At 41.0% G+C, this 13957-nt stretch carries 12 protein-coding genes; 5 read left to right on the forward strand and 7 right to left on the reverse strand.

Translation table 11 applies throughout. The annotated features are described in order from the left end of the window. Positions 1 to 70 precede the first annotated feature (70 nt). Positions 71 to 1447 (reverse strand): S41 family peptidase, encoded by a 1377-nt coding sequence (locus LU635_RS04855; RefSeq protein WP_240096783.1) that lies wholly within the window; start codon positions 1445 to 1447, stop codon positions 71 to 73. Between the two features lie 215 nt (positions 1448 to 1662). On the opposite strand from LU635_RS04855, the gene LU635_RS04860 reads away from it, so the two are divergent. The 4 genes from LU635_RS04860 (at position 1663) to LU635_RS04875 (ending at position 6576) form a co-directional block, all read left to right on the forward strand. Next, on the forward strand, positions 1663 to 2403 hold the full coding sequence (locus tag LU635_RS04860; RefSeq protein ID WP_240096785.1) for an NIPSNAP family protein: 741 nt from the start codon (positions 1663 to 1665) through the stop codon (positions 2401 to 2403). Positions 2404 to 2606: 203 nt separating this feature from the next. Continuing rightward, positions 2607 to 3983 (forward strand): 3-keto-disaccharide hydrolase, encoded by a 1377-nt coding sequence (locus LU635_RS04865; RefSeq protein WP_240096787.1) that lies wholly within the window; start codon positions 2607 to 2609, stop codon positions 3981 to 3983. A 10-nt stretch (positions 3984 to 3993) separates the two neighbouring features. Further along, complete coding sequence (locus LU635_RS04870; RefSeq protein ID WP_240096789.1) at positions 3994 to 5334, forward strand: Gfo/Idh/MocA family protein; 1341 nt, start codon at positions 3994 to 3996, stop codon at positions 5332 to 5334. Between the two features lie 51 nt (positions 5335 to 5385). After that, entirely contained in the window at positions 5386 to 6576 is a 1191-nt protein-coding gene (locus LU635_RS04875; protein ID WP_240096791.1) for a Gfo/Idh/MocA family protein, read from the forward strand. Between the two features lie 239 nt (positions 6577 to 6815). Here the strand turns inward: LU635_RS04875 and LU635_RS04880 are convergent, their stop codons facing one another. The 6 genes from LU635_RS04880 to LU635_RS04905 form a co-directional block, all read right to left on the reverse strand. Further along, complete coding sequence (locus tag LU635_RS04880) at positions 6816 to 7334, reverse strand: hypothetical protein (protein ID WP_240096793.1); 519 nt, start codon at positions 7332 to 7334, stop codon at positions 6816 to 6818. A gap of 204 nt (positions 7335 to 7538) precedes the next feature. After that, a complete protein-coding gene (locus LU635_RS17205) occupies positions 7539 to 7937 on the reverse strand; it encodes a YkvA family protein (RefSeq protein ID WP_423738485.1) in 399 nt (132 codons plus the stop codon). A gap of 54 nt (positions 7938 to 7991) precedes the next feature. Continuing rightward, complete coding sequence (locus tag LU635_RS04890; RefSeq protein ID WP_240096795.1) at positions 7992 to 8690, reverse strand: VIT1/CCC1 transporter family protein; 699 nt, start codon at positions 8688 to 8690, stop codon at positions 7992 to 7994. A gap of 202 nt (positions 8691 to 8892) precedes the next feature. Further along, positions 8893 to 10068 (reverse strand): amidohydrolase family protein, encoded by a 1176-nt coding sequence (locus LU635_RS04895; protein WP_240096798.1) that lies wholly within the window; start codon positions 10066 to 10068, stop codon positions 8893 to 8895. Between the two features lie 67 nt (positions 10069 to 10135). Continuing rightward, the gene (locus tag LU635_RS04900; protein WP_240096800.1) at positions 10136 to 10780 is read right to left on the reverse strand and encodes a DUF998 domain-containing protein; all 645 of its coding nucleotides are present in this window, start codon (positions 10778 to 10780) and stop codon (positions 10136 to 10138) included. A gap of 202 nt (positions 10781 to 10982) precedes the next feature. After that, positions 10983 to 12137, reverse strand: coding sequence for a porin (locus LU635_RS04905; RefSeq protein ID WP_240096802.1), 1155 nt, complete (start codon positions 12135 to 12137; stop codon positions 10983 to 10985). Between the two features lie 416 nt (positions 12138 to 12553). Between LU635_RS04905 and LU635_RS04910 the strand changes: the two genes are divergently transcribed. Next, positions 12554 to 13957, forward strand: a 1404-nt coding sequence (locus LU635_RS04910) for a multicopper oxidase family protein (RefSeq protein WP_240096803.1), incomplete at its 3' end; no start/stop codon positions are given.

The raw sequence follows: 13957 nt of genomic DNA on the forward strand, positions 1-13957 counted from the left end.
GCGGCTTAAGCATTTTTATAATTACACTTTCTTGAAAACAATCATGCCGAAACCCGTTATTGCCGGGATTTTAATCAATTTTATTTAATAATCCCTCCAGTATTTCATCTTCATCATCTAGCAAATGGTCTTTGATAAAGATGTCCGGAATCACCCCTTCTTCTTTGGTGCTCCCGTTGACACGCACTATCTGCCCTTTGGAAACATTTACAGGAATCCCTGTATTGGGCAGTGAATACTGAAATATAGATGCATATAGGGAAGGATAATCGCCTGTTTCCTCTCCTACTATAATCCCAAATTTATAATCCTGTATCTGAGCAGCTGTCACCGCAGACTGAGAATGTGATTGCCTATTAACTAAAACGAATACTTTACCAGTAAATTTTTTTTCTTTGGGTTGTGGTTGATATTCTTCAAACTCATAGCTGTAAATCTCACCGTTTTCATGATCCAGTACCTCTTGCCAATATGCATCTGTAGTGTCTTTGTGTTTTCTAACGTGTTCTTTAAGAAATTTACTGGTTTTGAGTGTAAAGCTGGAATTCCATTTGAAAGGCTTATCTGCAAAATAAGACACCAGATAATCACTGAATGAATTATCACCCCCTCCATTGTTTCTAAGGTCTATGATCAGATTCTTGCTGTCTCTTTCTTTTATTTCCACGAAAGCAGAATCGATGAATTGCTGGTATTTTTCTTCATCGCCGGAGAAATTACCCGGATTTAGATAAGCCGCCTGCCCTAAGAATTTTAAATCCATTTTAGCATTCAACACTTCAGTACGTTTCATCTCGTATCCTTCGATCAGGTCTACTGCCTTTAAAGAATATGTTTTTACCGATCCGTTTGAGCGAATTTCAACTTCAAAGTCATCCTGCTTTCCAAAGACCTGCCAGTAATATCTGGGGAATGAATACAGTTCTATTTTGACATTCTTAAAATAAGGACGTTCGGCAGATATCTGCGGATATATTCTTGAAAGAATTTCTTTCATAGATACTCCATTTATACTAAGAATCTCCGAACCCGTCTTAATATTGCTGTTATCCGAAAAGTTCTTTCGTATCAATGGCCTATCATATTCAAAGGCAATTTCTAAAGGAAAAAGAGTTCCCGCAGCCTCTGCATATTTCATATACGATTGTCCCGGAAAGTCAATTCCTGTGTGGCCGTTATTTACAGTTGAAACCAATCGCTGAAAAATACCGGTGGTTTCCAGCAAATTCAGCGAATCTTTGTCTATGGATCCTTTTACTTCATGATAGACTGAATCGAACTCTTTTTCTGAAATATACGCGTAAAGATTATAATGTGCATCTTCTAAGGATTCACGAAGGGTTTTCAAATCCTTTAATACTTCTTCTTTTGAGAACCTGGAATTTGATTGCCCAAAAGAATTAAGAGATAACAGAAGGATAAGGATGATTAAAGATTTTAATTTCATTTTTTACTCTTTGCTCTAAATGACGAAGTAATATTTTAAATGTTGCAAATATTGAAAGTATGGAGTTTTTTGATGAATACTAATTAGAGGCCCAGGTTTAGAGTTGATTGTTGATAAAACTAATGTTTTTTTGTCTACCCGCTATTTGTATTGAATCGTCTTAAGTTTAATTTATTTAAATTTATATCCCATAATTAACTTTACCTACTATCAATATGCGAATTTTATCAACCTTAATTTTATTTTTCCTTTATTTAACAGTAACTGCTCAGGAACAGGTTTACGAGTTAAGAACCTATGAATTAGAGTTTTCCAAACCAGCAGATGTTCTGCATAATTATTTTAAACAGGCACTTATTCCGGCATTGAATCGGCAGGGAATAGTAAACGTAGGCGCCTTTGAGGAAGCTGGCGAGAGTTTGCCCAAGAAAATTTATCTGCTTATACCCTATGATAATTTACAGGCTTTACAGGTAAGCAGAGATTCCCTGGCTCATGACAAAAAGTACTTACAGGATGCAAGTTCATATCTGAAGGCCCCTGAAGAATTAATTCCATACAAAAGAATATCCACAAGCCTTATAAGGTCTACTTCAGGTTTTCCTGAACTTGTACAACCTAGGGATGAAGCGAATCTTTTTGAGCTAAGAATATATGAGAGTCACAATGAGGATGCACTCCGTAGAAAAGTCAAAATGTTTAATGATAGTGAGTTTGATATCTTTGAAGACGTAGGCCTTCCAGTGGTGTTTTTTGGTTCTAATATCGCCGGCAGTCAGATGCCATGTCTAACCTATTTGCTGGCATTTAAAGATAAGGAGGCTCATGCCGAAGCCTGGTCTGAATTTGGTCCGCACCCCGAATGGCAGCGAATCTCGAAATTGGAGGAATACGCTAATTCCATGAATAGCATTACCCGGGTATTTTTAAAGCCACTTCCTTACTCACAGCTTTAGGATCGTTCTGTTCGATGCCTTCTGCCATTTAGGGAGGCGCTTCCCCAGACTTTTATTTTATGTAAGTCGTAAAATCCTTTTAAGGAAAAAATAGCGGGTAATATCAGATGATATTGATCCCCGGATAAAATCTGTAAACTGAAAAAGAAGTTGTTTGTAAAATAATAAAACCTGATATTAACAGGGAAAATAAATCAAATCCCATGAATAAAAACAGATTAGGAATCGAATTATTTATATGTCTTTTAACCCTGGCTTTTTTCACGAGCTGCCAGGATAAAAAGAAAGATGATACTCCCTGGGTCCAGCTTTTTAATGAAAAGGATCTTAGTGGATGGGAGCAGAAAGGTGGAGAAGCAAATTATGAGGTTAGGAACGGAATGATTGTGGGTTCAACGGTTCATGATACTCCAAACTCTTTCCTTACAACAGAAAAAATGTATGGCGATTTCATACTGGAACTGGATTTTAAAGTGGATTCCACAATGAATTCCGGAATCCAGATTCGCAGTAACAGTACTCCTCAGTATCAAAACGGTCGGGTTCACGGCTACCAGGTTGAAATTGATCCATCAGATAGATCCTGGAGTGGGGGTATTTACGATGAAGGCCGCAGAGGCTGGCTGTACTCACTCGAAGATGATTCCGAAGCTCAGAAGGCTTTCAAACAAAATGAATGGAATCATTACAGGATCGAGGCCATTGGTGACACCATAAAAACCTGGTTAAATGAAACACCTACTTCACATCTTATAGATGACAAAACAAGCAAGGGTTTTATTGGATTACAGGTGCATTCCATAGATAAAAATGAAGAAGCCGGAAAGCAGATCATGTGGAAGAATATCAGGATCCTAACCGATAGTCTTTCAGAATACACTAAAAAAATTGAACTGGAACCAAAGACGACAAAAAACAAGCTTACTTCAAGTGAAGCAGATAATGACTGGCAATTACTCTGGGATGGTGAAACCACTAATGGCTGGAGAGGAGCACGACTTGATGATTTCCCGGAAAAGGGCTGGGTGATCCAGGATGGTAATCTCATCGTTCTAGCAAGTGGCGGAGAAGAATCAGCTGCAGGAGGCGATATAGTGACAGATTCCCTGTATGGTGATTTTGAATTGAAAGTAGATTTTAAAATTACCGAAGGAGCCAATAGCGGAATTAAATACTATGTGGATACAGATCTTAATAAAGGCCCTGGATCTTCCATAGGTTTGGAATATCAGATCCTGGATGATGACAATCACCCAGATGCCAAATTAGGAAACCATGAAGGCAGCAGAACTGTGGCTTCACTTTATGACCTGATCAAGGCCGATCCCGATAAACCGATCAACCCGGTTGGTGAATGGAATACCGCCCATATAATTTCTAAAGACGGCCATGTGGAACACTGGCTGAATGGAATGAAAGTTCTGGAATATGAACGCGGCTCTGATGAATTCAGGAAACTGGTTTCAGAAAGCAAGTATGATAAATGGCCGAATTTTGGGGAACTGGAAAAAGGCAGGATACTCCTTCAGGACCATGGAAACCGGGTAGCTTTTAGAAATATTAAGATCAAACCACTCTAATTCTATACCTATGACAACAAGAAGAGATTTTATTTCGAAAACCATTCTGGGGAGTACCGCTATTATTGCCGGAAACTCCGCAATGGGAATGGCAGCAAGCAGTTATAGACGAATAATCGGCTCAAATGACAGGCTGAATGTAGCCATTGCCGGACTGGGGAGACGGCTTGGCGGTTATTATGAGCCTGTTGCACTGGATTCCTCAAATGTTCGACTGACGTATTTATGTGATGTAATGAAAAGTCAGCGTGAAAAGGCTTTGGCGGAATTTTCAAAGCATATTGATCATAAGCCGAAACTGGAGAACGATATCCGGAAGGTGATAGATGATAAAGAGGTTGATGTATTGATCAATGCAACACCAGATCACTGGCATGCGCCGGGATCTGTCATGGCCCTGAAGGCGGGTAAAAATGTGTATGTAGAAAAGCCCTGCAGTCATAACATGTGGGAAAATGAGCAGCTTGTGGAGGCCGCCAGGAAATATAATAAGGTCGTTCAGATGGGAAACCAGCAGCGATCTTCAGATCATACAATAGAAATTATAAAGGAGATCCATAATGGTGTAATTGGAAAACCCTATAAAGCAGTGGCTTTTTATACTAATTCCCGTGGAGAAGTCCCCGTGCAGCAAAAGACCCCCGTTCCACAGGGACTGGACTGGAATCTTTTCCAGGGACCCGCACCCCGCCGGGAATATACCCAGGAGACCTGGGACTACAACTGGCACTGGTATGGCTGGGACTATGGTACTGCCGAAGCCGGGAATAATGGGACACATGAAATTGATGTCGCTCGCTGGGCACTGGGGGTTAATTTCCCTAAGCATGTACAGGTTGAAGCCAACAAACGTCATTTTCTGAATGACGGATGGGAAATGTATGATACCATGGAAGCGACTTTCAAATTTGCTGATGATAAGGTTATCCAGTGGGATGGGAAGAGCAGAAATGGCTACGACACCTATGGTGGCGGTCGCGGAACGATTATTTACGGGAGTGAAGGAAGTGTTTTTGTAGACCGGGAAAAATATATTCTTACAGATCGAAACGGAAAAATCGTGAGAAACACCAATTCTCAATCAGAAGAGGCCGGTACAGCGCTGGGGGGAGGCGGAGATATGACCACCGCGCATATGGTAAATTTCTTTGATGCGATACGCGGAAAAGCAGATCTCACCGCCCCGATCGATGACGCGAGTATAAGTATGGCGATGGTCCATTACGCAAATATGGCTTACCGGGCCGGGAACGGATTTTCGGTTGATGAAAATACGGGTAGGATTTCAGATGAAAAAGTGAATAAATTCTGGTCCCGTGAATATGAACCGGGATGGGAACCAAAAATATAATCACAGGATAGATTTATTAAGTCTAACCTGAAAATATTTAAAACTTATTAGATGAAAAGAAGGGACTTCATGGTAAAGAGCAGTATGGCCTCTCTGGCCCTGGCTTCTTCAAGTTTAGCATTCGGTAAATTAAATTTTAATGGCAGGGCGAATGACACTATTAATATTGGTGTGATCGGGACAGGAAACCGCGGCAATGGAATGATCCCTTTAATCAATGAGATTCCAAATCTGAATGTCATTGCCTGTTGTGATATACTCCCATCGCACTTAGAGAAAGGGCTCAAAAGAGCCGATGGAAAGGCCAGATCTTATTCAGATTACAGAGAATTATTAGAGAATAAGGATGTTGATGCGGTTTTAATAGCCACTCCTTTTAGCACCCATTCTCAAATTGGCAGGGATTCCTTGCAGGTTGGAAAACATGTGTACGGGGAAAAGACACTGGCAAAAGGATACGACGGAATCGAAAATCTTCTCCAGGATATGCCTTCAAATTTGATCTTTCAAACCGGGCACCAGTATCACAGTTCAAGGCTGTATACCCATGTTGTTGATCTTATAAAGAATGGAAAAGTGGGGGAAATCAGTTCTTTTGAATGCCAGTGGAATCGTCACGGTAACTGGCGCAGGCCTGTGCCTAGTCCGGAACTGGAAAAACTAATCAACTGGAGAATGTACCGGGAATATTCCGGCGGACTTGTGGCTGAGCTTTGTTCCCATCAGATAGATTTCGTCAACTGGGTATTGGATGCTACTCCGGAACAGGTCATGGGAGTAGGCGGGATAGATTACTGGAAAGATGGTAGGGAAACCTATGATAATATACATCTTATCTATAGTTATCCTGGCGGGGTGGAAGCAAAATTCACCTGTCTTACCACCAATTCTAAAGATGATTATCAGATAAAGGTGATTGGAAGCAAAGGCACCCTGATCTTGGATTACACCCATGCCTGGTTTTATCCTGAAGGCCTGGATAATCGCAAAAAAGGAGAAGTTGACGGGGTTTCCGGAGCTACAATACCATGGGAAGAAGGAAAAGGAATTCCTATTCAGGTGGATCATTTAAATCCCAGCAAACAGGCATTGATAGATTTCAGGAACAGTATTACCAACAACACAACTCCACTTTCCAGTTTGGTTACCGGCGCCAAAACTGCGGTGGCGGTTCAAATGGCATTGGATGCCATGCTGGATAATGAAATTGTTAAATGGAATAAGGATTTTAGTTTTTCCTGAAATTCCCGGCTTCCTCTCACTCATGGCCGGGATTCCTTTTGAGGTAAATGCCCTTTTTAATAGTTTGAAGTTATTATACTCCGGGGCGGCCCCATTGTACTCCCTTTAGACTTGATTAGTTAGGATTGATGGTGAGGTTCTACAGGGGTCGTTGTTGAAACAATTAAGCCGTAATAAGATCGGGACCTGGGACTTGGTCCTGTTTGTTCATGAATTTAATTATTTCCCCGGGTAATTTATTAATGATTATAGTACCTGGTTTTTCCGCATTGAGCGAATTGTTCCTCCTTCTGAAAACTGATCCTGTTCTTCCTGGCAAAACTTAACAGCAGACTGCCAAATTGCTCTTTTTTTTCTCTGGTAACCTCATCATTCTGGATCTTGAAAAAGTAATTCTTAATTTCTCCATCCGGCTTAAAATAGATTTTCTGAACAATAGTTATGGTACTGTCTTCCACCTCCCATTTAAATTCATTGTCAGCAAGATACTTTCCAATTCTTTGATGCAGATCTGTCCAGGATTTAATTACCTCATTATAGTCTGACTGGGAAATTTGTGGATTCAAAAGATTTGGATGAGTGCTATCCAGATCCAGGCGTGCATATTCTGCACGGTCCTTTGTATTATCTATATTGTATACGCTAACAGTATTTTCTTTATCGCCAGCCTGTGTTTCAACATTTTGGGCTATGCAGCCGCAGGAAACAAAGAAAATGCCTACTAGGCAAAATACTTTAAAACAATTTCTGATCTTCATGATAATTATTTATTGATGAAATTCAAATATAACTAATTATTTAGTTTAAACTAATATTTTAGTTTATGTTTTAAATCTGAATTATCTCTGCCATGTATTTTTAGTTAGACCCAAATCTTTTGGGGACCCGGCACGAGCAAGATGTATTGAACAATTTATATATGCTTTTGAAGGTCTCAGGTTAGCTGAAACATGCAGGCATGCTTATTCATTCATCCATCTCATTCCCAACCAGGCTGCCATTGCGATCCAAAAGAGAATTATCAATCCGCCGGCGATCCAGTTCTTCCTGTTGCTAAGCTGTCTAGTCCCGGCCTGCTGCCGGCAATATTCCATGGTCTCTTTCGGGATTAGCTTCACTGTTACATAAATTAGTAACGGAACGATGATGATGTCATCAAGCAGGCCCAGTATGGGAATAAAGTCAGGGATTAAATCTACAGGACTCAAAGCATAAGCAACTGTTAGAATGATAAGTGCCTTTACATACCATGCCACCAGATTATCAATCACGGCAATTCTCAGCGCTTTCAACTCTTTTTTAAGTCGTGCCGCCCAATTTCTGAATTTGTCGAGGTAGTTAAGCTTATTCTTAGGTGTCAATGGATTCTATCTTATTTTTTAATGGATGCCTGCTTCAGGTATAGATTAAAGACATTATTTATATGCAGTAGCAAGTTCTCCAATTAAATATCCAATAACAAGTGCTATAAGTCCCAGCAAAAGAACCCGCGCTCCCGCTTTATACCAGGTAACTTTTGAAAATCTTGTGGCAGTCGAACCAATTATAAATAAACCTATCATGGTTATGCCTATAGATACCGGCATTGCATTCTTAATAGGAAGAATCAAATATGCAACCAGCGGAAAAAGCCCTCCGATTATATAGGAAATGAACATCAGGAGGCTCTTTTTAAAAACGATATTTTCTGATTTTCCTGCTAATAAAAGTTCCCGGTAGGTCATCTCTTTGAGCATTAGATCGTTATCCTCTGAAGCAGTTTTGGTCATTTTCCTTGCAAGTTTCGATGGCCAGCCGTCGCGCACGAACATCCGGAAAAGTTCCTTTTTTTCCTGGACCGCAAAATCCCTTATCTCCTCCTTTTCCTCTTCTATTCTTCCCTGATTGATTTCGTATTCAGACCTGTTGGAGATATAGGAACCTATCGCCATAGAGACAGACTCAACCGCAATAATTACGGTACCGGAGAGGATCACGGTATAATGATCCTGGCTCCCTATCGCAATACCTGTTATTGCACCCAGGGTAGAAACCATACCGTCTTCCATACCAAAAATGACCTCCCGTACTTTAGAGCCTATAGAAGTGTCCCGGGAATGTTGATATTTGGTCATGGTAGCATTATTAAATAATAAATCTGGCAGAAGCAATAATTACCTTATGAGGGATCATTCTGTATAGATGAGTAAGATCCATATTGATGTTATTATATCTAAAGGTCGATATTGCTATCTGAAATAAGTATGATTGTTGTCATTTTTAAATATGGACCTTACATAAGGATCTTTAGTTCCTGATACAGACATCCAATACAGATCACCGTGTTTTTCCATTTTTCCATACCTGTTCAACTTTCTTAAGGTTTCCGAGATCGTTTATGGGACTACCGCTTAACAATACCATGGAGGCATTACCGCCAACCTTCAATTCCCCCACAGGCAGATCAAATGCCCTGGATGCATTGCCGGTTGCGGTTCTAAGTATCTCTATATTCGATAATCCGGCTTTCTTATAAAGTTCCAGTTCTAAAAAATAGTCGGTCCCAAAGTTCATCAATCCCTGCTGTGCATCAGTCCCTGCCACGATCATTATACCACTTTCATGCATTCTTTTTATTATCTCAGCACGTTGTGACACATCCAGGAGATTGTTCTCCACCCAATCCCTCACAAAAGGCGGTACATTTTCCATAGGTTTTAATAACAGTCCGCTGGTGGTCACCACAAATATTCCACGATCTGCCAGGGTCTGGTAAAAACTCTCCGGAACAGGCAGATCCTCCTTAAAATCGGGCATATGAACAAAACCATCAGGACCAAATTCTGCGATCCTGGTTATTTCATCAACGGTATTAGCATGAACAACTGCCTTGTACCCCTTACTATGGGCATAATCAATTATTTGTTTTATTTGATCATAACTTAAGGTAGGAAGAGGAGGGTTTCCCATCCATTCATGATGGTCACGAACTATCTTAATATAGTCTGCCTTATTATTCATTCTATGATCCACCCATTCTTCAACTGAAATGGAATCGCTTATGGTTTCCATATCAGGACTGTATTGAGTGGGATGACCTCCAGGAACCGTTGCTGCATGCCCCGTTCCATATAATCTTGAAAGCCCGGCCGAATCCTTTGAGATCTCTTTCCAGTTATGTTCTCGCTTTTCCAGGCCCGTATGCATATTCAGGAGGGATAATATCCCCAGGGAATAACTGGTTTGTAAATTTTCAATACTGGAAACATGAACATGGGCATTTACCATTCCGGGTATCATATATTTGCTCCTGCCATCGATCATATCATTACCGGTAAGGGTTTCGGTGGTTATCGCAGCTATGGTATCACCTTTAATGGCAATATTGACGACACCCCTAACCTTATGGCCGTCGAAGAGCTCAACATTTTGTATTACCGTATCATATTCAGCAGGCCCTGAGGAGGCTATAGATAATAATGCAACGAACACTAATGTGAGGACTCTATTCATCTGTTAGATTTTTATTTAATGTAACTATTCCGGCTTTATTGATTTAAACAAGATAAGGCCCGATCCTTTACTCCGGGATAGTTCTTAGTCTTTCAAAGTTCTTATAGATCTTAAGCCCTGTAATGATGGTCCATAAGAAGATCGTGAACAGAAAAAGACGCTGCCATAAACCGGTAAGGTCCTTTGACTCGAAAGTAGAGATCATTACCAGCATCAGGATCAGGGCAACAAAGCCCGTCATGATCGAATAAAGTGATATACTGTAAAGTTCCTTAACCTTCCTGAAGGAAAATCCCAGTAAAATGGTGCCGAGAATTGCCGACATAAATGCGATGGCAGAGACCCCGTCATGAATACCAGATTCCATCGATCCAACAGGCGGACAGCCGGCATCGCACGAGAACATACCCGCTAAGGCCATTCCAATACCGAAGACCATGAACAGCACAGATCCAAATCTGGATACCAATCCTCTGGAGACGGTTAAAAGCAGAGCAAGTCCAAAAAGGGCGAAGCATATTCCTGAAGGTATAAAACCAAGATAGTTCATCAGGGATTCGGTAGATGCACCGGTCGCTCCCAGTTCACTAATGAAATTATCCAAATGATCGTAATCCCTTTGCAGGGAAGCACATATAATGGTGATCGAAGTGAACAGAACTGAGCCTGTCACTCCGCCTAAGGCCAAATATCTGATCGCGTTGCTTTTCATTTTTAAGCTTCTATCGGGTACCACGGTCCCGGCAAACACAAGCTGGCGGGTTACTGGGTCACAATTCAGGGTGTTTGGCCTTAACAAGTTAACTAATTTATTTAACAAGTTGCCTGCTTAAGGTGTGTTGACAACAGGTTTTAACTCCTATTTTATATCCTTTTCTGAAAAAAAGCGAGATGCCGGCCAGGGTCAGGCTCTCTTACAATAACAAAAGTGGTGCAATAAAGCCAAGCCGCACTTCATTTTTATTGTAACTGGATGCACCCAGTTCGTCTATGGCATAATCTGAATAATCATAATATCGCCCTATATAAGCCAGGTAAATCCGGAGGTCAATTTTATTAAACGGACTGTAATATATGGTAGGGATCATTCCATAGCTTGTTCTCATATGCTCCTTACTGGTGGTGATGTTATCATAAGCACTACTGGTCATAAGGGTTAATAAACCTTTGAATTTCGAACTGAATCTGTATTCTGCCCTCAACCAGTTCTCAATATACATCACATCCTCGGCCACCTGTTCCTCACTGAAAAGATTGGTGACAATCCCCTTGGTATCCACCTCTTCATAACTATAATGAAAGTCATACATAAGGCTCAGATCCCGGTTCTGATATTTATGCCCAAGGGTTAAAAAGGTGGTTCCCCTCTTTCTTACTTCATAAGAATGGCTTAGACTATAAATGGTTTGTAGTTTGCCGTCAAAAAAGTTTCCCCGCCAGTTTCCAACAAAGGCTACCGGCCAGTCAGGTTCCTGGATATTTTCTGCAACCACATCGCCATACAGGTCATCATAATGCTGTGTACGCGAGTTTAAAACCTGCAACCCGAACTGGTGGTTATCCATAGCCTTAAAGGTAATTCCAGCCCCGGTCACAAAGGCGAGGGCATTGCCATAAATATCATTATACTCCAGAACATCCAGGGCACTGAACTCATATTCATAACCACCGTAGAACGCATTCATCTTTCCGAGCAAAAGATCAAACGAAGGACTTATTTTAATGTCGATATAGGCAAGTTCGATATTACCGCCCAGGCGGTCCAGGGTTTGCACAACACTGTTTCTATTAAAGCGGTTCCTAAATTGAAAATTTACCTTTTCATGCAATTTCCCCGAGATCCCGAGTGCCGTAAAACCATTTTCAAACTGTATCCCGTTGTAATAGTTATCACCACCCCTGAAGGTATACGCCTGGAAATCCATACGCATACCGAAGGTGATATTTATATTTTTTAAGAGCTCTATCTTTTCTGCAGGGATAATTGGTTCTGCAAGAGTGTCGTTTTGCTGTGAGAATCCCAGTATAGGAGCTAAAAAAAGGACCCTGGTTAAAAATGATCTTATCATAAACAAATGGGATTTACAGGATTTAAATTTTTAATGGGATTGACGGCAACAATGTACCTGATCAATGCACCGAATCTTTAAGGCTACATTATTTCTGAAGTCTCCCTAGAAATTTACTAAAAAATCACCAAAAAAGCACCAGGAAGAAAGACAATGGCGATCCCGGCCTTGTAAAAACTGGCAATAAGGTCCCTGAAAATATGCTTAATTACAAAAACATTTTGGAAAACTGCTCCTAACCATCGATAACCAGACTAACACACAAGGCCTTTTCGCTTAAGTGAATGTCTTTTAAAAATGACAACCGTCATGTTCTAAGATTTGAATAAGCCGTAATTTAATTCAATTATCCTCTACCCTACACATACATCCTTTTTAGGATATAACTAGTTCTTTCAACCATAAATTATTTTATTATGAAACGCAGGAAATTTGTAATAAATGTTAGCATGGGAGTAGCGGCCCTGGAATTAGGACTGCTGGCTTCATGTGCCACAGATACGCTGGAAGAGGAATTACTGGATTATTCATTATCGGCACGTAAAGGTAAACCTCCAAAAGTCAGCCCGCGAAATCCGTTGAAAATTCCAAATTTATTTTCCGGAAATCAACTTAAGGCAGCGACCCATAATGCTGATATTGGCGGAGGAAAATCCTCCAGTGTTTGGGCTTTTAATGATTCCTTTCCAGGCCCGACAATCGAAGTCTCAAGAGGCGGTAATTTCCAGACCAGCTTTGTAAATAATCTCCAGGATGAATCCATAGTTCACTGGCATGGAATGCTGGTGAACCACCAGAATGACGGACATCCCAAATTCGCCGTTGCTCCCGGAAATAAGTACGATTATAATTTCACTGTTAACCAGAGGGCTACCCTCAACTGGTATCACCCCCACCCACATGGTAAAACAGGTGAGCAGGTGAATATGGGGCTTGCCGGTGCATTTATTATTCGTGACGAGGAAGAGCAGGCAAAGCAATTGCCGGCCGGAGATTACGAAATTCCATTAATAATCAGGGATGCCACTTTTAACAGGGCAGGTGACATCGAATATAAACCCAGAAGCGGTGGGTTTGCTGGAAAAACCTTTCTGGTAAACGGCACGACCGACCCATTTATTGAAGTTGACCGGGCTGTTTATCGTTTACGACTCTTAAATGGTTCCAATGCCAGGATCTTTAGTTTTAATCTTAGCAATAATGATCCGTTCAGACTTATAGGAAATGATGGTGGTTTCTTAGAGAATGAGGTGTCCATCAACAATATTGTGGCATCTCCTGCTGAACGTATGGACCTGCTGGTAGATTTCAGAAATGTGGCTGCGGGTGAATCTGTAATGCTGCGGGATGAATTCTCAGGATGGGAACTGCTGGAGTTTAAGGTAGGCAACAAATTAGTTAATAGCGATGTGCCTTTTGTTATTTCTTCCATTTCCAAACTGGAAAATCCTGTAAGACAAAGAAATTTCAGTTTCGACGGAATGTCAAAAATCAACGGGCAGCTTTATGAAATGGATCGTATAGACTGGGAAGTACCTTTTAACGAAACCGAAGAATGGATCTTTACCACCAATGGCAATGCACCGCATCCTGTTCATATTCACGGCGCATACTTCCAGGTACAATCCAGGGAAGGCGGAAGAAACCAGCTTTTCCCATGGGAAAATGGTTGGAAAGATACCGTGTTGCTGGAAGACGGTGAAACCGTAAGAGTGCGTATCAAGTTTGATACCCCCGAAACCCAGGGAGGCACCTACCTTATGCACTGCCATAAACTGGAACATGAAGATATGGGTATGATGGCCAATTTTAAAGTCTTA

Source organism: Christiangramia crocea, assembly GCF_022410465.1.
Lineage (GTDB): Bacteria > Bacteroidota > Bacteroidia > Flavobacteriales > Flavobacteriaceae > Christiangramia > Christiangramia crocea.

Bases quoted from the DNA above. Each gene is read 5' to 3' on its own strand.
- LU635_RS04855 (WP_240096783.1), bottom strand. From the start codon at position 1,447: ATGAAATTAAAATCTTTAATCATCCTTATCCTTCTGTTATCTCTTAAT.
- LU635_RS04860 (WP_240096785.1), top strand. From the start codon at position 1,663: ATGCGAATTTTATCAACCTTAATTTTATTTTTCCTTTATTTAACAGTA.
- LU635_RS04865 (WP_240096787.1), top strand. From the start codon at position 2,607: ATGAATAAAAACAGATTAGGAATCGAATTATTTATATGTCTTTTAACC.
- LU635_RS04870 (WP_240096789.1), top strand. From the start codon at position 3,994: ATGACAACAAGAAGAGATTTTATTTCGAAAACCATTCTGGGGAGTACC.
- LU635_RS04875 (WP_240096791.1), top strand. From the start codon at position 5,386: ATGAAAAGAAGGGACTTCATGGTAAAGAGCAGTATGGCCTCTCTGGCC.
- LU635_RS04880 (WP_240096793.1), bottom strand. From the start codon at position 7,334: ATGAAGATCAGAAATTGTTTTAAAGTATTTTGCCTAGTAGGCATTTTC.
- LU635_RS04890 (WP_240096795.1), bottom strand. From the start codon at position 8,690: ATGACCAAATATCAACATTCCCGGGACACTTCTATAGGCTCTAAAGTA.
- LU635_RS04895 (WP_240096798.1), bottom strand. From the start codon at position 10,068: ATGAATAGAGTCCTCACATTAGTGTTCGTTGCATTATTATCTATAGCC.
- LU635_RS04900 (WP_240096800.1), bottom strand. From the start codon at position 10,780: ATGAAAAGCAACGCGATCAGATATTTGGCCTTAGGCGGAGTGACAGGC.
- LU635_RS04905 (WP_240096802.1), bottom strand. From the start codon at position 12,137: ATGATAAGATCATTTTTAACCAGGGTCCTTTTTTTAGCTCCTATACTG.